The sequence below is a fragment of the Variovorax sp. efr-133-TYG-130 genome, from assembly GCF_030208835.1.
Taxonomy (GTDB): domain Bacteria; phylum Pseudomonadota; class Gammaproteobacteria; order Burkholderiales; family Burkholderiaceae_C; genus Variovorax.
Window position 1 is genome coordinate 136,323 of the sequence record NZ_JARVTD010000007.1, and the last position, 18,594, is coordinate 154,916.

The 18,594-nt window shown below is 69.0% G+C and carries 14 protein-coding genes; 9 read left to right on the forward strand and 5 right to left on the reverse strand.

The annotated features are described in order from the left end of the window. Positions 1–49 precede the first annotated feature (49 nt). Entirely contained in the window at positions 50–967 is a 918-nt protein-coding gene (locus QRN67_RS09150) for a LysR family transcriptional regulator (protein WP_081270737.1), read from the forward strand. Here the strand turns inward: QRN67_RS09150 and QRN67_RS09155 are convergent. Next, complete coding sequence (locus tag QRN67_RS09155; protein WP_285411546.1) at positions 951–2,684, reverse strand: M14 family zinc carboxypeptidase; 1,734 nt, start codon at positions 2,682–2,684, stop codon at positions 951–953. The genes QRN67_RS09150 and QRN67_RS09155 overlap by 17 nt on opposite strands. A gap of 159 nt (positions 2,685–2,843) precedes the next feature. On the opposite strand from QRN67_RS09155, the gene QRN67_RS09160 reads away from it, so the two are divergent. After that, positions 2,844–3,557, forward strand: coding sequence for a YebC/PmpR family DNA-binding transcriptional regulator (locus QRN67_RS09160; RefSeq protein WP_081270735.1), 714 nt, complete (start codon positions 2,844–2,846; stop codon positions 3,555–3,557). An 82-nt stretch (positions 3,558–3,639) separates the two neighbouring features. On the opposite strand, the gene ssb is transcribed toward QRN67_RS09160, so the two are convergent. Further along, on the reverse strand, positions 3,640–4,194 hold the full coding sequence (gene ssb / locus QRN67_RS09165) for a single-stranded DNA-binding protein (RefSeq protein WP_106936004.1): 555 nt from the start codon (positions 4,192–4,194) through the stop codon (positions 3,640–3,642). A 106-nt stretch (positions 4,195–4,300) separates the two neighbouring features. Here ssb and QRN67_RS09170 point away from each other — a divergent pair, with 106 nt between their 5' ends. Then, on the forward strand, positions 4,301–5,683 hold the full coding sequence (locus QRN67_RS09170; RefSeq protein WP_106936005.1) for a chloride channel protein: 1,383 nt from the start codon (positions 4,301–4,303) through the stop codon (positions 5,681–5,683). Between the two features lie 49 nt (positions 5,684–5,732). Further along, positions 5,733–8,831, forward strand: coding sequence for an excinuclease ABC subunit UvrA (gene uvrA, locus QRN67_RS09175; protein ID WP_442805192.1), 3,099 nt, complete (start codon positions 5,733–5,735; stop codon positions 8,829–8,831). Between the two features lie 24 nt (positions 8,832–8,855). Here the strand turns inward: uvrA and QRN67_RS09180 are convergent, their stop codons facing one another. The 3 genes from QRN67_RS09180 to QRN67_RS09190 are packed head-to-tail and all read right to left on the reverse strand — an operon-like array spanning position 8,856 to position 12,861. After that, positions 8,856–9,611: a GntR family transcriptional regulator gene (locus tag QRN67_RS09180; protein WP_081270732.1), complete on the reverse strand. Its 756-nt coding sequence runs from the start codon at positions 9,609–9,611 to the stop codon at positions 8,856–8,858. Beyond that, positions 9,608–11,377 carry a glycerol-3-phosphate dehydrogenase/oxidase gene (locus tag QRN67_RS09185; RefSeq protein WP_285411547.1) on the reverse strand — a complete coding sequence of 590 codons (1,770 nt, stop codon included), beginning with the start codon at positions 11,375–11,377 and terminating at the stop codon, positions 9,608–9,610. The genes QRN67_RS09180 and QRN67_RS09185 overlap by 4 nt, the downstream gene beginning before the upstream one ends. Further along, positions 11,374–12,861 (reverse strand): FGGY family carbohydrate kinase, encoded by a 1,488-nt coding sequence (locus QRN67_RS09190; protein WP_285411548.1) that lies wholly within the window; start codon positions 12,859–12,861, stop codon positions 11,374–11,376. Before QRN67_RS09190 ends, QRN67_RS09185 begins: the two co-directional genes overlap by 4 nt. A gap of 181 nt (positions 12,862–13,042) precedes the next feature. Here QRN67_RS09190 and QRN67_RS09195 point away from each other — a divergent pair, with 181 nt between their 5' ends. From QRN67_RS09195 to QRN67_RS09215, 5 genes are read left to right on the forward strand one after another with little or no spacing between them, the layout of a single operon-like run. Further along, positions 13,043–14,089 carry a substrate-binding domain-containing protein gene (locus QRN67_RS09195; protein WP_081270729.1) on the forward strand — a complete coding sequence of 349 codons (1,047 nt, stop codon included), beginning with the start codon at positions 13,043–13,045 and terminating at the stop codon, positions 14,087–14,089. Further along, entirely contained in the window at positions 14,086–15,609 is a 1,524-nt protein-coding gene (locus tag QRN67_RS09200; RefSeq protein WP_285411549.1) for a sugar ABC transporter ATP-binding protein, read from the forward strand. Before QRN67_RS09195 ends, QRN67_RS09200 begins: the two co-directional genes overlap by 4 nt. After that, positions 15,606–16,634: an ABC transporter permease gene (locus QRN67_RS09205; protein WP_285411550.1), complete on the forward strand. Its 1,029-nt coding sequence runs from the start codon at positions 15,606–15,608 to the stop codon at positions 16,632–16,634. The genes QRN67_RS09200 and QRN67_RS09205 overlap by 4 nt, the downstream gene beginning before the upstream one ends. A gap of 11 nt (positions 16,635–16,645) precedes the next feature. Then, positions 16,646–17,626: an aldo/keto reductase gene (locus QRN67_RS09210; RefSeq protein WP_285411643.1), complete on the forward strand. Its 981-nt coding sequence runs from the start codon at positions 16,646–16,648 to the stop codon at positions 17,624–17,626. 40 nt (positions 17,627–17,666) lie between these two features. Beyond that, positions 17,667–18,524 (forward strand): class I fructose-bisphosphate aldolase, encoded by an 858-nt coding sequence (locus QRN67_RS09215; RefSeq protein WP_285411551.1) that lies wholly within the window; start codon positions 17,667–17,669, stop codon positions 18,522–18,524. The last annotated feature ends 70 nt before the right edge of the window (positions 18,525–18,594 follow it).

Sequence of the window (18,594 nt, forward strand, 5' to 3'; positions counted from 1 at the left end):
GGCGACATGGGTAGACGTATGGGACGATGAAGTGATATACGTCTGGCGCATGAAGAACGCGCATGACCGGCTCGACCTGCTGGACACTTTCATCAAGATCGGCGAGAGCGGTTCGCTCAGCAAGGCGGCACGGCTGCTCGGCACCACGCAGCCCACGGTGAGCCGCCGCCTGCTGGAACTGGAGCGCCTGCTGGGCTGCAAGCTGGCCATCCGCAACACCGCCAACTTCTCGCTCACCGACGAGGGCCGCTCGCTGCTGGCGGAGGCGCACGACCTCACCGACCGCTGGTCGGGCCTGTCACAGCGGCTGCTGGGCGGACAGAGCCGGCCCGAGGGCACGCTGCGCGTCATCGGCCCCTCGGGCTACGGCACCGGCTTCCTGACCGATGCGGTGACGGACCTGCGCGCGGCGCATCCGCAGTTGCGCGTCGAGCTCACGCTGACCGACCGGGTGGTCGACCTCGCGGCCTCGGGTGCCGAATGCTGGGTGTGCGTGGGCGAGGTGCGCGACCCCGGGCTGGTGTGCCGCCCGCTCGGACGCATGGACCGCGTGCTGATCGCCACGCCCGAGCTGCTGAAGCGCATCGGCCCGGTCACGCTGGCCCGGCTGCCGCAGCTGCCGTGCGTGGGACTGATGCCTTACGTGACGGGCAACGTGCGCCTGATCGACCGCAGCGGGCGTTCGCGCATCGTGGCGCTGGACACGCCCATCCGCACCGACAGCCTGCTGGCAAGCTACCGCGCGGTGCTCAACGGCGCGGGCATCGGCGCGGCGGCGCCATGGATGTGCCACGAAGACGTGCAGGCCGGCCGCCTGAAGCGCGTGCTGCCGAACTGGTGGCTGGAGCCGGTGGGCGTGCATGTCGCGCTGCCGCCGGGGCTGTACCGGCCGGCGCGCGTCACCGCATTCGTGGAAGCGCTGCGCGCGCGCATGCACGCGCTGCCGGGGTTCAGGCCCGCGCAGTGACGAGCGGCACGGCCTGCATCAACGCCACCACCGGATAACGCCGCCACTCCGGCTCCGCATGGCGCCTGCCGTGCGCAAAAAGAAAACCCAGCACCGCGCCCTGGTCGGACAGCTTCGCGGGGTTCGCGGTCTTCCACTCTTCGAAACGGCGCCTGAGGTCCGGCTCGTCTTCCAGCATCTGCAGCGCGGTGTCTTCGAACACATAGGCGGAGAAGGCCTCCTTCTTCTCCAGCACGCTGTTGAAGAAGCCCCAGCGAAAGAAGCTGTCATGGGCTTCGGGCTCCAGCGTCTCGACGGCATAGCGGGCGTTGGGCTGGTCCAGCGGCACCCACATGTCGCCCGCGCGCGCCTGGAAGGGCTCGGTGTGCGAGGCGAGCGTCACCTGGTCATGGAACATATGGCCTTCGTAGGCGCCCGGGCGCGAGGCCACCTGCTGCACGCGGTACACGCGGGCCGCGTCGAACAACTGGTCGGCCTCCAGGCGCCGCATCTCGACGCCGTTCCATTGCAGGCGCTCGATCACTTCGCGCCAGGCCTGGGGCACCAGGTAGGCCTTGGGCGCCGCGACCGCGATGTCTTCCACGCAGCGGTCGAAGTGGACGATGTCTTTTTCCCACGGCTGGCTGCGGTCGTAGGCCAGCCGTTCGTAGTTGCCGAGCCTGCTGGGCGTGCGCACGGCCTGGTAGCCCCTGAAGCGCAGGCTGGCCGGGCGGTCGTGGTCGTTGCGCCATGTCAGCGGCCAGCGCGCCTGTTGCGCGGCGGCGGACCGGGCTTCGTTGCGCAGCGCCTGGATGCGCGCCGCGTTGGCCACGGTGAACGCTAGCACCACTTCCACCAGCGTGCGCATCGACGCCACGCGGTCGGCGAAGGGCTTGAGCATGTGGGTCTCGGGCATGAAGCCGATGGTGTGGTGCAGCGCGGCGTAGCCGGTGGAAAAGCGCGGCAGGTCGAGGAAGTCTTCGATGCCGTCGTCCGGCGTCTCGGCCAGCAGGTTCACGTAGGGGCAGGTGGGCCAGCCGCGCCGGTCCATGTCGCCGTAGATCGCGGGCAGCATGCGCTCGCGCAGGAAGTCGCCCAGCCCGCCGCCCAGCTTGTCGGGCTGGGTCGGGATCAGCGTCATGGTGCAGGCGTAGTCCGCGCCGTTGGACGTGTGGGTGTCGACCATCACGTCAGGGTCCCACGCGGTGAAGAACCGGTTGAACACCTGCGCGGCGAGGCTGTCGCACTTGATGAAGTCGCGGTTCAGGTCCAGGTGCCGGCCGTTGCCGCGGAAGCCGAAGGACTCGGGCCCGAGCTGGTTCACGCGCGAGGTGGCCTGGCGGTTGATGCAGCCGTCCACGTTGTAGACGGGAATGAACAGGAACACCGTGTCGCCCAGCGCCGCGAGCCGATCGGGCTGCAGGCAGAAGTCGCGCACCAGCGCCATGCAGGCGTCGATGCCCTCGGATTCGCCGGGGTGGATGCCGTTGTTGTTGAAGAACACCGGGCGGCGCTGACGCTGCAGCGTCTCGCGGTCGAACACGCCGTCTGCCGTGACCACGCCGGCGTGCATCGGCGCGCCGGTGTCCGACAGGCCGATCTGCCGCCAATGCAGCACGCCGGGGAACCGCGCGGCCAGCCGCTCGTAGAAGGCGGTGCATTCGGCCCAGGTGGCGGTCCGGTTGCCGTTGCCGGATTCGAAGGGCGTGGGATACGGATCGTCTTGTGCAGCGGTCATGGAAAAAAAGCTCCGTTCATGCGGCAACGGCGCGGCGCTGCTGCCGTTTACGGGCTTTTAGCACGGCCTCCGGCTACAGTAACGGCCCCAACCGGTCATCCAGCCCTTCTGCGGAGAGCCAGACACGGCCGCAAACACACACTCGAGAAGGAATCAGCCATGGGCGCCCAATGGAAAGCGAAACACAAGGACCTGGCAGCCAATGCCAAGGGCCGGTTGTTCGGCAAACTCGCCAAGGAAATCATGATGGCCGCGCGCAACGGCGCCGATCCGGCCGGCAACTCGCGTCTTCGCCTCGTGGTGGAACAGGCCCGCAAGGTCTCGATGCCCAAGGACACGCTCGATCGCGCCATCAAGAAAGGCGCCGGCCTCACGGGCGAGGCGGTGCATTTCGAGCACGTGATCTATGAAGGCTTCGCGCCGCACCGCGTGCCGGTGATGGTCGAATGCCTGACCGACAACGTGAACCGCACCGCGCCTGAAATGCGCGTGCTGTTCCGCAAGGGCCAGCTGGGCACCTCGGGCTCGGTGTCATGGGACTTCGACCACGTCGGCATGATCGAAGCCGAACCCGCCAGGCCGGACGCCGATGCCGAAGTGGCCGCCATCGAGGCCGGCGCGCAAGACTTCGAGCCGGCCGGGGAAGGCAATTCCGTCGTCTTCCTGACCGACCCGACCGACCTCGACCTGGTGAGCCGCGCGCTGCCGGCCCAGGGCTTCACCGTGCTGTCGGCCAAGCTGGGCTACAAGCCCAAGAACCCGGTCGACCCGGCGAGCCTGAGCGCGGAAGACCTGGAAGAGGTCGAGACCTTCCTGGCGGCCATCGACGCGAACGACGACGTGCAGAACGTGTTCGTCGGGCTGGCGGGCTGAGGCGTCCGCCAAAAGACAAAAGGGCTGGCTCCCGCGGGAGCCAGCCCTTTTTGCTGCAGGAACTCGACGGGCCGTTTTCTGTTTAGAACGGAATATCGTCATCCATGTCGTCGAAGCCCGACGACGACTTGGCCGGTGCCTGGCGCGGAGCCGGTGCCGGAGCACGCGGAGCCGCCGCGGGTGCGCGGGGTGCGTATCCGCCGCCACCACCACCGCCGTTGCCGCCCTGCGAGTAGCCACCGCCGCCACCTTGCGAGTAGCCGCCGTCGTCCTCGGGACCGCCCGAGGGGCCGCCCTGGCCCTGGCGGCTGCCGAGCATCTGCATCTGGTCGGCGCGGATTTCGGTGGTGTACTTTTCGATGCCGTCCTTGTCGGTCCACTTGCGCGTGCGCAGGCTGCCTTCGACATAGACCTGCGAGCCCTTGCGCAGGTACTGGCCGGCGATTTCGGCCAGGCGGCCGTTGAAGACGATGCGGTGCCATTCGGTGGCTTCGCGCATTTCGCCGCTTTGCTTGTCTTTCCAGCGATCGGTGGTGGCCACTGTGACGTTCGCGACCTGATCGCCGCTCGGGAAGGTCCGCATTTCGGGGTCGCGCCCCAGGTTGCCGACGACGATGACTTTATTGACCGATGCCATATGCACTGCCCCTGATAAGTGGATAAAGGAGAAGGTTGAGAGGAACCCTCCATTGTGCCCGAAGGCCGACACGGCCAATACCCCGCCGGTGCCAGAATGCTCTCTCATGAACCGCGAACCCGATTTCCTCGAGCACCTGCGCGCCGAGCTGTCCAGCGGCCGCGTCTGGCTCGACCGGGCCATCGTGCTGGGCTACGCCATCGCGGCCGGGCTTTTCGTGGTGGGCTTCACGCTCGCCAGCGACTGGGTCTTCGGCCAGTTCCACCGCTTCTACCGCGCCTGGCCCTGGGCCGTGCTGCTGACGACGCCGCTGATCACGGCGGGCATCGTGTGGTTCACGCTGCGCTTCTTTCCCGGCGCGGCCGGCTCCGGCATTCCGCAGATCAAGGCGGCGCTGCACCCCGCCCTGCCGGAAGAGCGCCGCTTCTTCTTCGCGTCGCTGCGGCTCACGGTCGCCAAGATCGGGCTGGGCGCGGCGGGTTTCGCGGCCGGGCTGTCGATCGGGCGCGAGGGGCCTTCCGTGCAGGTCGCGGCCGGGGTGATGCAGCACGCGCGGCGCTGGCTCTCGCCCAACACCACCATCGACAGCCGCGCGCTGCTGGTGGCCGGCGGCGCCGCGGGCATCGCGGCGGCCTTCAATGCGCCGCTGGCGGGCGTGGTGTTCGCCATCGAGGAGCTCTCGGGCCGGCTCGAGGCGCGCTCCAGCGGGCTGATCATCACGGCCATCGTGCTGGCGGGCCTGGTGGCCGTCTCGGCTTTCGGCAACACCAGCTACTTCGGCGTGATCCGCGTGCCCCGGCTGGGCTGGGACGCGCTCGGGCCCGGCCTGCTGGTCACGCTGCTCAGCGGCGCGGCCGGCGGGCTGTTCGCGCGGCTGCTGACCGCCTCGCTCACCGGCGCGCCGGGGCGCTTCAACCGCTGGCGGGCGCGTTTTCCGGTGCGCTTCGCGGCCGCAGGCGGGCTGGCGGTGGCCGTCATCGGGCTGGCCACGGGCGGCGTCACCTTCGGCGCGGGCTCCGAGGCGGTCAAGCAGATGCTGCAGGGCCATGACGAGCTGACCCCGCTCTACACGCTGCTCAAGTTCGTCGCCACCTGGCTCACGGCGTGGTGCGGCGTGCCGGGCGGCATCTTCGCGCCGGCGCTGTCCATCGGCGCGGGCATCGGCGACGCGGTGTCGCAACTGGGCAGCAGCGAACTCGGCCCGGCGCTCATTGCGCTGGGCATGGCCGCCTTCCTGGCGGCAGTGACGCAGGCGCCGCTCACCGCCTTCATCATCGTGATGGAAATGGTCGACGGCCATTCGATGGTGCTGAGCCTGATGGCCGCGGCCATGCTGGCCAGCCTGGTCTCCCGCATGATCAGCCGCCCGCTGTACGACACGCTGGCCGAATACATGGTCGGGCGGGCCATCAGCGCCGCCGGGCCGGTGCATCCGCCGCCGCCGGAAGCCCCCGCGCCCGGGGCGCCGGAACCCGCCCGCTCGCCATGAATTCTCCGGCGGTCTATCATGTCCGGTTGCCCTCGGACGATCGCCTCCTTTGAATTCCAAAGCCACTGAACCAGCCGCGGCAGAAGCCGCCGAAGCTGCAGAACGCGCCCGCGATGCGGAACGCGAACGCGACACCTACCTCGGCGCGGTGCTGGCGCAGCAGCGCATCAGCATCCGCGGCGCGCGCACCCACAACCTGAAGAACGTCGACCTCGACATTCCGCGCAACAAGCTGGTGGTCATCACCGGCCTGTCGGGCTCGGGCAAGTCGAGCCTGGCCTTCGACACGCTGTATGCCGAAGGGCAGCGGCGCTATGTGGAGAGCCTGTCGGCCTATGCGCGGCAGTTCCTGCAGCTCATGGACAAGCCCGACGTCGACGTGATCGAGGGCCTGTCGCCCGCCATCAGCATCGAGCAGAAGGCCACCAGCCACAACCCGCGCTCCACCGTGGGCACGGTGACCGAGATCCACGACTACCTGCGCCTGCTGTACGCGCGCGCCGGCACGCCCTACTGCCCCGACCATCACCTGCCGCTGCAGGCACAGACCGTCTCGCAGATGGTCGATGCCACGCTCGCCCTGCCCGGCGAGCCGCGGCTGATGATCCTGGCGCCGGTGGCACGCGAGAAGAAGGGCGAGTTCCTCGAACTCTTCGCCGAGATGCAGGCGGCCGGCTACATCCGCTTCCGCGTCGACGGGCAAACATACGAATACAACGACCTGCCCAAGCTCAAGAAGACCGAGAAGCACGACATCGACGTCGTCATCGACCGCCTGCGCGCTCGCCCCGACATGCAGCAGCGGCTGGCCGAGAGCTTCGAGGCCGCGCTGCGCCTGGCCGAGGGCCGCGCCATCGCGCTGGAGCTGGGCGCAGAGGGCGCGGCCGACAAGGAGCACCTGTTCAACGCCAAGTTCGCCTGCCCGATCTGCCACTACTCGCTGTCGGAGCTGGAGCCGCGCCTGTTCTCGTTCAACTCGCCGGTGGGCGCCTGCCCGAGCTGCGACGGCCTGGGCCACCGGGAAGTGTTCGACCCGGCGCGCGTGGTGGCCTTCCCCTCGCTGTCGCTGGCCAGCGGCGCCATCAAGGGCTGGGACCGCCGCAACGGCTACTACTTCAGCATGATCGAGAGCGTCGCCAAGCACTACAAGTTCGACGTCGACGCGCCCTTCGAGTCATTGCCGGCCTCGGTGCAGCAGGTGCTGCTGCACGGCTCGGCCGCCGAGGAGATCAAGTTCAACTACACCATGGAGTCGGGCAACTTCGCGGGCAAGAAGCTCACGAAGAAGCACCCCTTCGAGGGGATCATCCCGAACATGGCGCGGCGCTACCGCGAGACCGATTCGGTGATGGTGCGAGAAGACCTCGCGCGCTTTCGCAACCTGCAGCCCTGCCCCGACTGCGGCGGCTCGCGGCTGCGGCGCGAGGCCCGCAACGTGTTCCTGGTCGATGAATCGGCGCGCCCGGCCGACGGCGGCGAGCCGCCGCGCATGGCGATCTTCGAGCTCAGCCACCTCACCCTGCGCGATTCGCTGGCCTGGTTCCAGAAGCTCAAGCTGCGCGGCGCCAAGGCCGACATCGCCGACAAGGTGGTGCGCGAGATCGGCCTGCGCCTGAAATTCCTGAACGACGTCGGCCTGAACTACCTGAGCCTGGACCGCAGCGCCGAGACGCTCTCCGGCGGCGAGGCGCAACGCATCCGCCTGGCGTCGCAGATCGGCTCGGGCCTCACCGGCGTGATGTACGTGCTCGACGAGCCCAGCATCGGCCTGCACCAGCGCGACAACGACCGCCTCATCGGCACGCTGAAGCACCTGCGCGACATCGGCAACAGCGTGATCGTGGTCGAGCACGACGAGGACATGATCCACGCCGCCGACCACGTGATCGACATGGGCCCCGGCGCCGGCGTGCACGGCGGCCGTGTGATGGCGCAGGGCACCTATGCCGAGGTGTCGGCAAACCCCGATTCGCTCACCGGCCAGTACCTGTCGGGCACGCGCAAGATCGAAGTGCCCAGGCGCCGCACCGCATGGCTGCCGGTGGTGAACAAGCCCGCGTTCAACGAAGGCAGGAAGCCCTCGCGCTTTCCGCAGAGCCCGGCCGCCGAGCGCCGCGCGGCGCGCGAGGCCGCCCACCTGGCCACGCAGACCGACCTGCAGGAGATCCGCGTGGTCGGCGCCACCGGCAACAACCTGAAGAACGTGAGCGTCGCCTTCCCGGTCGGCCTGCTGACCTGCGTGACGGGCGTCTCGGGCTCGGGCAAGTCGACGCTCGTGAACGACACGCTCTACACCGCGGTGGCGCGCACGCTGTACCGCGCGCACGAGGAACCGGCCGAACACGAATCGGTCGAGGGCATCGAGTATTTCGACAAGGTCATCAACGTCGACCAGAGCCCCATCGGCCGCACGCCGCGCAGCAACCCGGCCACCTACACCGGCCTGTTCACGCCCATCCGGGAGCTGATGGCCGAGACCAACACCGCGCGCGAGCGCGGCTACGGCCCGGGCCGCTTCAGCTTCAACGTGGCCGGCGGGCGCTGCGAGGCCTGCCAGGGCGACGGCGTGGTGAAGGTGGAGATGCACTTCCTGCCCGACGTGTACGTGCCCTGCGAGGTCTGCCACGGCCAGCGCTACAACCGCGAGACGCTCGAGGTGCTCTACAAGGGCAAGAACATCGCGCAGATCCTCGAGATGACGGTCGAGACCGCGCACGAGTTCTTGAAGGCCGTGCCGACCATCGAGCGCAAGCTGCGCACCCTGCTGGACGTGGGCCTGAGCTACATCAAGCTCGGCCAGTCGGCCACCACGCTGTCGGGCGGCGAGGCGCAGCGCGTGAAGCTCGCGCTGGAACTCAGCAAGCGCGACACCGGCCGCACGCTCTACATCCTCGACGAGCCGACCACCGGCCTGCACTTCGCCGACATCGAGCTGCTGCTGAAGGTGCTGCACCAGCTGCGCGACGCGGGCAACACCATCGTCGTGATCGAGCACAACCTCGACGTCATCAAGACGGCCGACTGGCTGATCGACATGGGGCCGGAAGGCGGCGCCGGCGGCGGCACGGTGGTGGGCGAAGGCACGCCGGAAGACATCGCGGCGAACGAGGCGAGCCACACGGGGCGGTATCTGAAGCGGCTGCTGTAGCCGCTCCCGGCCTGGGAAAGACGCTCAGGTCGTCGTCTGCACGTGCAGCCGGCTGGTCTTGCAGCGGTGCAGCGCGCGGTAATGCTCCAGCGGCCTGCCGTTGGCGCCGTAGGCGATGGACTCGATGCGCAGCAGCGGCTCCGGCGTGGGCAGGTTCAGCAGCTCGCAGGTGTCGGCGTCGGGCAGCACCGCGTCGATCCAGCGTTCGGCGCGCACCAGGCGCAGGCCGTACTGGCGGCGCAGCACGTCGTACAGAGAACGGTCGTCCAGGCGCGTGCGGTGCAGGCCCGGTGCCAGGTCGGCGGGCACCACGGTTTCCACCAGCAGGCGCAGTTCGCCGTCTACGCTGCGCAGGCGCTTGAGCGCCACCACCTGCGTGTCGTCGGTGAGGCCGAGGGAGGCCGCTTCCTGTTCGGTGGGCGCGCGCAGTTCCTGCGTGAGGATCTGCGTGCGCACCGAGCGGCCCTTGCGCTCCATCTCGTCGGAGAAGCCGAGCACGGTGGAGACGAAATCTTCGTCGCGCTCGCGTGCCGACACGAAGGCGCCGCGGCCCTTGATCTTGTAGATGAGGTTGTTGCGCACCAGGTCTGCCAGCGCCTCGCGCACCACGATGCGCGAGATGCCGAACTGCTCGCCCAGCTCGGCTTCGGACGGCAGCTTGGCGCCGATGGGCAGCACGCCCTGCAGGATCTGCAGGCGCAGCGCGTCGCGGAACTGCGCCCACAAAGGCGATTCGGAGCCACGGTCGAGCACGGTCGATATTTCGGTCGGAGAGTTCACGTCGAGGGTTGGCCCAGGGCCTGAGGAGTCGTCAATGATGCATCGAAAGATGCGGGCGCATCGGCGGCCACCGGCGAAAGCCGCACGCCGTGGCGCTCGCGCAGGGCGGCGGAGCACGCCAGCAGTTCGCGCCGCGCCAGGGCCGCGTCCCACCCCAGTGCCTCGGCCGCGATGCCCGCCATTTCCGCCAGCGCAGCGCCGGTGACGAGGCCGCGGATCGCGAGCAGGGTCCGGCGGATCACGAGATCGTCGAGATGGATCACGCCCGTCTCGAGGCACAGGTAGGACAGCTCGGCGACCGAGTAGTCGGGCGCGTGCTGCAACGGCACGTCGCCCGAGGCTCCGAGCCGCTGCGCCAGCGGCAGCGCCTTCGAGCCGTAGCGGCGCAGCAGCACCTGCGCGCGCGCACGGCCCAGGCCGGAGGCCGTGACCATGCGGTCGAGAAAGCGTTCAGTGGCCTGCGCATCGGCAGGCAGCTCCGCACCACCGCCGATGGGCAGCAGCTCGGTCGATGCGGTGCGCGGGCGGCCCAGTTGCTGCAGCACTTCGTTTGTCGCCTCTTCGGCCAGCGCGCGGAAGGTCGTCCACTTGCCGCCGACCAGGCCGACGATGGGAATGTCGCGCGTGGCGTTGGGCAGGTCGACCACCACCGAATGGTCGCGCGAGATCTGCCCCGGCTTGTCGGCGTCGGAACGCGCGAGCGGACGCACGCCGACATAGGTGTACACCACGTTGCCGCGGCCGAACGAGAGGTTCGGGAACACTTCGGCCAGCACCTCGAGCAGGTAGTCGACCTCGGCCGGCTCGGTGGCGATCTGGTCGGGGTCTTCCACCGGAATGTCGGTGGAGCCCACCAGCACGCGGTCGAGAAAGGGATAGACGATGCACACGCGCCCGTCCACCGCCTCGAAGTAGGCCATGCGCCCCTGCAGCGCATCGCGCAGCGCGGGATGGTCGAGCACCAGGTGCGAGCCCTTGGTGCCCATCACGCGCGAGCCCGCGCCGCCCAGCACCGCCGTGCTGCGGTCCAGCCACGCGCCGCTGGCATTCACCACGGTGTCGGCCGTCACGCGCACCAGCGCGCCGGTGATCTCGTCGCGCAGGGTGAGGATGTTGCCCGCGCAGCCCATCACGCGGCAGTAGTTGGCGGCGGCCGAGCGCGGCTGGTCGCGGCAGGCGTCGCCGATGAGTTCCAGCACCAGCCATTCGGGGTGGCTGATCCACGCGTCGAAGAAGGTCGCGGTCCAGCGCACTGCCGCGCGGAACAGGCTGCGGTCGGCGGTGGGCACGCGGCTGATGCGGTGGTTGGGCATCACGCGCTGGCGGCGGCCCAGCAGGTCGTACAGGCGCAGGCCCGCCGCCACCGCCAGCAGGCCGCGCGTGCGCTGCGGCGGCGTGCGGCCGAAGAACTTGAGCGCGCTGCTCATGAGGCCGCCGAAGAAGCTCGACAGCGGCACCACCGTCTTCAGCGGCTGCACCAGGTGCGGCGCGTTGCGCAGCAGCAGGTTGCGCTCGCGCGTGGCCTCGGCCACCAGCGAGAAGCTGCCGTTCTCCAGGTAGCGCAGGCCGCCGTGGATCATGCGCGAAGGCGCGCTGCTGGCGCCCGCGCTGAAGTCGCCCTTGTCGACGATGAGGCAGTCGACGCGCTGCAGGCACAGGTCGCGGAACACGCCCACGCCGTTGATGCCGGCACCGACGATCACCGTCGAAAAGTGGCGATCCGCCAGGGAAGCCGGACGCACGAAAGGCAGTTGCCAGGCGCTCATTGCTTGCCCCCGGCCAGATGTGAAAACACAGGAGACATGGTGTCGATCAGTTCGTTGAAGCCGGCCATGAAGCCGGCATGGGCGCGCGCCTGCGCGGCGTCGGGTTCGACGGTGTCGCAGGGCGCGAGCAAGGCGCTGTCCTGCCCGGCGTGGTCGATGCCCTGCGACATGGCGGCGTAGATGGCCGCGCCGCGCGCGCCGGTTTCGTCGTCGGCGCAGCGCTCGACCGGATGCGCCAGAAAGCCGGCCAGCAGGCGCACGAGACGGGTGTCGCTCGCACCGCCGCCGAGCACGGTCGATGCCGACACCGGCAGGCCGCAGGCCGCGAGCCGCGCCGTGTGGCGCGCATGCAGCGCGGCCACCGCATCGACCACGGCGCGCGCCATGTCGCCGCGCGTGTGATGGCTCTTGAGGCCGACGAAGCCCGCCGTCACGCCGCCGCCGCCGTTCACGAACGGCAGAAAGCGCAGGCCGCCCGCGCCCAGCGGCACCGACATCGCCAGGTCGACCACGGCGCGCGAATCCGGCAGGCCCAGCACGCCGGCCAGCCATGCGATGTTGGCCATCGACGACGGGCTGTTCTCCATGTAGAGCCGCCTGTCCGCGCGACCGAAGTTCACGACCGCCGCCACGTCGGGCTTGGGCTCGATCACCGGTCCGATGACCGCGTTCACGCACCAGGTGCCGAAGACCGACACCGCACGCTCGCGGCCTTCGGCGCAGATCGCGGTCATCGATGCGAGCAGGTCGATGGCGCCCATCGCCACGGGAATGCCGGCGGGCAGGCCGCACAGCGCGGCTTCGGCAGGCCGCAGCTTGCCGACGACCTCGCCGCTGGGCACCAGAGGACCGAAGGCACGCGGGCCGAGGTCGGCGATGCCCGAGGCGTCGAAGGCCGCCTGCGACCACGTGCCGGTGGCGATCGACACCAGCCCGGCGGTGCTCGCATCGCTCGCGTCGGTCGCGATCTCGCCGGTCAGCAGGAAGCCGAGGTAGTCCTTCGCGAACAGCAGCCGGCGCACCTCGCCGCGCTGCACGGCGTCGGTGCCCAGCAGCTCGGCCGCGATCACGGTGGGCTGGCCCGGCCAGGGCCTGCAGCCGACATCGGCGAACAGCGCGTCCCCGTGGCTCAGCGACAGCGAACGCGCACGCGCATCGGCCCGCTGGTCGGTCGAGGCGACGGCCCTGCCGCCCACGAGTTCGTTGCGCGCGTCCAGCGCATAGAGCCCGGCGCCGTGGCCGGTGCAGCCGATGGCGCGGACCTCGGACACGCGGTTGCCGAGCTGGTGGGCGACGTCGCGCAGCACGTGAGTCAGGGCGGAGCGGATGGCGGTCGCCCCCACTTCGCATCCCCCCGCGGGCAGCCGGTCGTGCGGCAATGGCATGCGGGACAGGGCGACGGCCCGGCCGCTCCCGGCTTCGAGGGCCAGGGCTTTCAGGCTGCTCGACCCCATGTCGATGCCGATCAGTATTTTTGTCTTCATGTCATAACAGCTTCGGCGGAATAAAAGCGCATCGCCAGTAGCGTTTCCCCTAGTTATCCCTTCAAACGGCCAGCGCGTACATTCTATCCTGTCATAACAACTGTCGTGACAACGAGGATCGAAAGGCTGCCCTCAAAGGCAGCATCAGCAAGCTGTGCCACACAACGTGAGGAGACAAAAAATGAGGCGTAATTTCCTGAAGTCCGCGGCGGCCGCCGGTATCGGCCTGGCCGGTGCGAGCGCGCTTGCGCAGCAGCAAGCGGCAGCCCCCGCCGCGGGCGCCGGCCTGCGCGGCAATGCCAGCGACGTCTACGTGATGAACGTGATGGTGTCGGGCGTGGAGTACTGGTTTCCGGTCTACGAAATGATGAAGCAGCTCGGCCGCACGCTGGGCGTGAAGACGCGCTACACCGGCACGCCCGAATACGACGTGAACAAGCAGCTCGCGTCCTTCGAGCAGGAACTGGCGCGCAAGCCGGCCGGCATCCTGCTGCATCCGATGAACCCCGACCCGTTCATCGAGCCGATCAACCGCGCGGCGGCGATGGGCATCCCGGTCGTCACCTTCGCGGCCGACTCGCCCAACTCCAAGCGCACCTCGTTCATCACGTCCGACAACGACCGCGAAGGCACGCAGGCGGCCGACGCCATCGCGGCCTCGATGGGCGGCAAGGGCGAATACGCCGTGCTGGAGAACCCCGGCCAGGACAACCACGACCGCCGCATCGCCGCCTTCATCAACCGCATGAAGACCAAGCACCCGGGCATGAAGCTGGTCGGCCGCGCCGCCAGCAACCAGGACCCGAACAAGGCCTACCAGGCCGTGCTGAGCCTGGCGCAGGCCAACCCGAACCTGGGCGCCCTGTTCATGCCCGAGGCCAACTCGGCGCTGGGCGCGGCGCAGGCCAAGGTCGAGACCAAGAAGAACATCAAGGTGATGTGCTGCGACGTGAACGCCAAGATCCTGGACATGATCAAGTCGGGCGACGTGTTCGGCTCCATCAACCCGAACCAGGGCATGCAGGGCTACATGGGCATGATGATGCTGTTCCTGGCCAAGAACCCGACGCTCATCGACCCGATGAACGACGCCAAGCGCAACGGCACCAACCCGATGTCCGTGCCCTTCCTGGACAACGGCCTGGCCGTGGTCAGCAAGGCCAACGCGGACGACTTCTACTGGGACAAGTACCTCGCCCGCCGCGGCACCAAGGGAATCGGCGAGTGAACGCAGTGAGCGCATTGCTCGAACTGAAGGCGATCAGCAAGCGCTTCGGCGCTTCGCGCGCGCTCGCGGGCGTGGACTTCTCGCTGCACGCCGGCGAGATCCACGCCCTGTGCGGCGAGAACGGCGCGGGCAAGTCCACGCTGATGAACATCATCGACGGCATCCACCAGCCGGACGAGGGCGAGATCTCGCTCGACGGCCGCAAGGTGGTCATCGACGGCCCGGCGCACGCCATGCGCCTGGGCATCGGCCTGGTGCACCAGGAGATCGCCCTGTGCGGCGACGCCACCGTGGCCGAGAACATCTTCATGCCGGAGATCAACGCCGGCAAGCATGCGTGGATGGACTACGCCAGCCTCAACGCGCGCGCCGCCCGCGTGCTGCAGCGGCTGGGGCAGGACGTCGACCCGTCGGCGCTGGTGAAGGACCTGAGCATCTCGACGCAGCAGCTCATCGAGATCGCCAAGGCGCTCACGCTCGACTGCAAGGTGCTGATCCTCGACGAGCCCACCGCCGCGCTCACCGACAACGAATCGGCCGCGCTCTTCAAGGTGCTGCACGACCTGAAGGCGCAGGGCATCGGCATCATCTACATCAGCCACCGCATGGCCGAGATCTTCGCGCACTGCTCGCGCGTGACGGTGCTGCGCGACGGGCGCAACGTGCACTGCGGCCCGCTGGCCGAGCTGGACGCCGACGCGCTGGTGCGCCGCATGGTCGGGCGCGACCTGGGCAACTACTACCCGCCGAAGCACGGCGACGCGGCGCACGGCGAGCCGGTGCTCGAAGTGAGCGACATCGCCGACGGCGAGCGCGTGCACGGCATCTCCTTCACGCTCAGGCGCGGCGAGATCCTCGGCATCGCGGGCCTCATGGGCGCCGGGCGCAGCGAACTCGCCGAGACCGTCTGCGGCCTGCGCACCGCCACGCGCGGCAAGGTGCGCCTGCGCGGCAGGACGCTGACGATCCGCAAGTACAGCGACGCGCTGCGCGAAGGCATCGCCTATCTCAGCGAAGACCGCAAGGCGGCGGGCGTGTACCTCGACCTGCCCATCGCGCAGAACATCGCGTCGATGGCGCTGAAGCGCGTGAGCTCGCGCTTCGGCCTGCTGCAGCGCGCGGCCGAGCACAAGCTGGCGGTGGACCTGGGCGCCAAGCTCAAGCTCAAGTCCGACGGCGTGGCCATCGACGTGGCGAGCCTGTCGGGCGGCAACCAGCAGAAGGTGGCCATCGCCAAGCTGCTGGCCACCAACCCGTCGGTGCTGCTGATGGACGAACCCACGCGCGGCGTGGACGTGGGCGCCAAGTCGGAGATCCACCACATCCTGCGCGAGCTGGCGAGCCAGGGCGTGGGCGTGGTGGTGATCTCCTCGGAGCTGCCCGAGATCATCGGGCTGTGCGACCGCGCGCTGGTGATACGCGACGGCCGGCTGGCCGGTGAAGTGCAAGACAACGAAATGACGGAAGAGGCGCTGCTGCGGCTGGCCTCGGGACTTTGCGAAGAGGAAGCGACAGCATGAACTACCCGGCACAACTCGACGCGGGGGCCGCACCGGGCCTCCAGCCACACCAGTCGGCGGGCGGCCCCGTCAAGCCCGCCAGCAAGCTCGGCAGCATGCGCGAGATGGGCCTGCTGCTCATCATTGCCGCGCTGTGCGTGGGCATGAGCTTCGCTTCGCCCTACTTCCTCACGTGGGACAACGTGCGCGCGATGCTGCTGTCGTTCTCCATCGAAGGCATCGTGGTGGTGGGCATGACGATCCTGCTGATCGTCGGCGGCATCGACCTGTCGGTGGGCTCGGTGGTGTGCTTCGCGATGGTGGTCACGGGCAAGCTGTTCCTCATGGGCTTCGACCCGTGGACGGCGGGGCTGGTGGCCATCGGCGCGAGCGCGCTCATCGGCGCCATGATCGGCGGCTGCGTCACGCGCATCGGGCTGAACCATTTCATCGCCTCGCTGGCCTTCATGGTGATCGTGCGCGGCCTGTGCCTGGCGCTCACGCAGGGCACGCCGCAGTCGCTGTTCTCGCTGCCGGCGGAGTTCAAGTTCATCGGCCAGGGCACGCTGTTCGGCATTCCGGCCGTCATCCTGATCTTCCTGCTCATCGTGGTGGTGAGCGACTTCGTGCTGCGCCGCTCCACCCTGCTGCGCCGCGTTTTCTACACCGGCAGCAACGAGAAGGCCGCGCTGTACTCCGGCATTCGCGTGGGCCACGTGAAGTTCTGGGTCACGGTGCTGTGCTCCGCTTCGGCGGGCCTGGCCGGCGTGATCTACACCGCGCGCTTCGGCGCGGCCACGCCCACCTTCGGCATGGGCATGGAGCTGAACGTGATCGCCGCCGCGGTGATCGGCGGCGCCAGCCTCAAGGGCGGCTCCGGCACGGTGCTCGGCGCGGTGCTCGGCCTGGCGCTGCTGTCGGTGGTGACCAGCTCGCTGATCCTGCTGGACGTGTCGCCCTACTGGCAGGACGTGATCAAGGGCCTGATCCTGCTCGCGGCCGTGACCATCGACCACATCATGAACACCAGAAAGACCAAGCGATGAACAACGCATCGATGAAGAAGACAACGCTCGGCCCCTCGGGCATCGAGTGCTCGGCCATCGGCCTGGGCACCTGGGCCATGGGCGGCTGGATGTGGGGCGGCGGAGACAACGCCGCCGCCGTGCTGGCCATCCAGGCATCGCTGGACGCGGGCGTGAACCTGATCGACACCGCGCCGGCCTACGGCCTCGGCCGCTCGGAGAGCATCGTCGGCACCGCGCTGAAAGGCCGCCGCCACGAAGCCGTGATCGCCACCAAGTGCGGGCTGGTGTGGCACACGCAGAAGGGAACGCACTTCTTCGAAGAAGACGGCCACCCGGTGTACCGCTACCTCGGGCGCGAATCGATCATTCACGAATGCGAAGAGAGCCTGAAGCGCCTGCAGACCGACTACATCGACCTCTACATCACGCACTGGCAGGACGCCACCACGCCCGTGGCCGAGACCATGGACGCGCTGCTCGCGCTGAAGAAGCAGGGAAAGATCCGCGCCATCGGCGTGAGCAACGTGAGCCCCGAGACGCTGGCCGAGTACCTGCGATACGGCCCGGTGGATGCGGCACAGGAGCGCTACAGCCTGATCGACCGCGAGATCGAGCAGACGCTGGTGCCGCTGTGCACCGAGCACGACGTGGCGGTGCTGGGCTATTCGTCGCTCGCGCTCGGCCTGCTGGCCGGCCCCATCGACCCCGCGCGCCAGTTCACGGGCGACGACCAGCGCGCGAGGAACCCGCGCTTCAGCGCCGGGAACCGCGCGAAGCTCAAGGCCTTCTTCGAAGAGCTGGAGCCGCTGCGCAAGCAGCTCGAATGTTCGTTCGGCCAACTGATGATCGCGTGGACGCTGGCGCGCGGCAGCGTCGCGGTGGCGCTGTGCGGCGCCCGCGTGAGCAAGCAGGCCGTCGAGAACGCGGCCGCCGGCTCGGTGCGCCTGCAGGGCGACGCGCTGGCGCTCATCGACGCCGCCGCGGCCCGGCATCTGGCCGCGCTGGGCTGAGGCCCCTTCCATCCCATCTCAACACAAGGATTTCTTCCGTATGTCGAAGGACAAGACCGCACGCCTGAACCGGCTGCTGAACAACGGGCGCTGCCTGGACATCGCGCTGGACCACGGCGTGTGCAACGAGCCCTCGTTCCTCAACGGGCTCGAGGACATGCCGGCGGTGATCGACAAGCTCGTGGCCGCCGGCCCCGACGCGATCCAGCTCAACCACGGCCAGGCCGACCTGCTGCAGGACCGCCCGGGCCGTGACAAGCCGGCGCTGGTCCAGCGCATCGACATGGGCAACCCCTACAACGCCACGGCGCACCGCGTGATGTGGGCGGTGCTGCAGAACGAGCACGACCCGGTGCTGCCGGCCGTGCAGCGCGACGCGGCCTGCGTGGTGGTCAACCTGTTCATGCTGCCGAACGAGCCCGACCTGTTCCGCCAGTGCGTGCAGAACATCGCGCGGGTGCGCGCCGACTGCGACCGCTACGGCATGCCGCTGATGATCGAGCCGCTGGTGATGCGCCCGCACAGCGAGCAAGGCGGCTACATGGTCGACGGCGACGCCGAGAAGATCGGCACGCTCGTGCGGCTGGCGCGCGAGATGGGCGCCGACATCGTCAAGGCCGACCCCACCACCGACCCCGCCGACTTCCACCGCGTGGTGCAGGCCGCGCGCTGCCCGGTGCTCGTGCGCGGCGGCGGACGCGAAGACCTGCAGCAGGTGTTCGCCCGCTCGCGCGTGCTGATGGACCAGGGCGCGGTCGGCATGGTGTACGGGCGCAACGTGTACCAGCACGCCAACCCGTCGGCGGTGGTGGATGCGCTGATGGACATGATCCACCGCGGCGCGAGCGCCAAGGAGGCATGGGACATCTACGAATCGGGCGGCGCGAAGAAGAGCTGAGCCGGGCCGATCCGGCGGGAGCTGAGCGACGGCGCAACGCCGTCCAGAAAAACGAGGAGGGAGAGGCTGT

Coding starts and splice junctions, on each gene's coding strand:
- ssb (WP_106936004.1), bottom strand. CDS start 4,194: ATGGCATCGGTCAATAAAGTCATCGTCGTCGGCAACCTGGGGCGCGAC.
- QRN67_RS09160 (WP_081270735.1), top strand. CDS start 2,844: ATGGGCGCCCAATGGAAAGCGAAACACAAGGACCTGGCAGCCAATGCC.
- QRN67_RS09195 (WP_081270729.1), top strand. CDS start 13,043: ATGAGGCGTAATTTCCTGAAGTCCGCGGCGGCCGCCGGTATCGGCCTG.
- QRN67_RS09170 (WP_106936005.1), top strand. CDS start 4,301: ATGAACCGCGAACCCGATTTCCTCGAGCACCTGCGCGCCGAGCTGTCC.
- QRN67_RS09190 (WP_285411548.1), bottom strand. CDS start 12,861: ATGAAGACAAAAATACTGATCGGCATCGACATGGGGTCGAGCAGCCTG.
- QRN67_RS09215 (WP_285411551.1), top strand. CDS start 17,667: ATGTCGAAGGACAAGACCGCACGCCTGAACCGGCTGCTGAACAACGGG.
- QRN67_RS09155 (WP_285411546.1), bottom strand. CDS start 2,684: ATGACCGCTGCACAAGACGATCCGTATCCCACGCCCTTCGAATCCGGC.
- QRN67_RS09150 (WP_081270737.1), top strand. CDS start 50: ATGAAGAACGCGCATGACCGGCTCGACCTGCTGGACACTTTCATCAAG.
- QRN67_RS09210 (WP_285411643.1), top strand. CDS start 16,646: ATGAAGAAGACAACGCTCGGCCCCTCGGGCATCGAGTGCTCGGCCATC.
- QRN67_RS09205 (WP_285411550.1), top strand. CDS start 15,606: ATGAACTACCCGGCACAACTCGACGCGGGGGCCGCACCGGGCCTCCAG.
- QRN67_RS09185 (WP_285411547.1), bottom strand. CDS start 11,377: ATGAGCGCCTGGCAACTGCCTTTCGTGCGTCCGGCTTCCCTGGCGGAT.